The 258-nt window shown below is 62.8% G+C and carries 1 protein-coding gene; it reads right to left on the bottom strand.

Going from position 1 to position 258, the window contains the following annotated elements; genetic code table 11:
- Nucleotides 1-258 (bottom strand): penicillin-binding transpeptidase domain-containing protein (locus A3736_RS07475; protein ID WP_255362972.1); only part of this gene is annotated, 258 nt, incomplete at both ends.

Genomic DNA, 258 nt, shown 5'->3' with positions numbered 1-258 from the left:
GAAACCGACTTCATTGCCGAGCTGCGCGGCGACGGTGTTCTTGGAATAGGCGAAGGCGGAGCGCAGATCCATTTCGCCCGCGAAACCGCCGCCCGAATTGCGCGGGCTCCACCCGTCGATCGTGACCGGCGTATCGACCACGCGATCCTCAGGTGTGTATCCGGCCTCGAGCGCGGCGAGATAGACGAACAGCTTCCACGACGATCCCGGCTGGCGAACCGCGTCCGTCGCACGGTTGTAATTGGTCTCGACATAATC

It is taken from the genome of Erythrobacter sp. HI0063 (assembly GCF_001635685.1).
GTDB lineage: Bacteria > Pseudomonadota > Alphaproteobacteria > Sphingomonadales > Sphingomonadaceae > Qipengyuania.
Note: the sequence above shows the minus strand (reverse complement) of the source record. Positions and strands in the feature narration are given on the sequence as shown.